1 protein-coding gene is annotated in these 348 nt (G+C 57.2%); it reads right to left on the bottom strand.

The genetic code is table 11. The features are described 5' to 3' along the window. The coding region (locus AC1MHZ_RS23415; RefSeq protein ID WP_482967017.1) for an immunoglobulin-like domain-containing protein at positions 1–348 on the bottom strand (348 nt) is incomplete at both ends.

Here is a 348-nt window from a genome sequence, read left to right as displayed (position 1 = left end):
GCCGGCGACGGTCGCATCGGTGACACCCAGCGAAACTTCACCTGCGTCTTTGAATACGTCATCGCCCTGGGCCGGCAGCGAGTAATCGACCTCGGTTTTACCCGCTTGAATGACGACCTGCTGATTGTTGCTCAGCGTGACCGTTACATCGTGATCGAGTTTTTCGCTGATCCGGATGGTGAAGGACGGCTGCTGGTCTTCGGTGACATCACCCTTGCTGACGATGGTGACTTCGAACTTGTCGCCCTCGTTGCCGGTGCCAGTACCCGTGCCCGAACCTGGCTCATCGGTGATTTCCGTCGAAACAGAGTTCTCACCCAAAGTCAGCTTCTCGAACTTCTCACCGCC

The sequence above is a fragment of the Pseudomonas sp. FA-1 genome, from assembly GCF_056856075.1.
The sequence above is the reverse complement of the archived record's forward strand: the minus strand, read 5'-3'. Positions and strand labels throughout refer to the sequence as shown.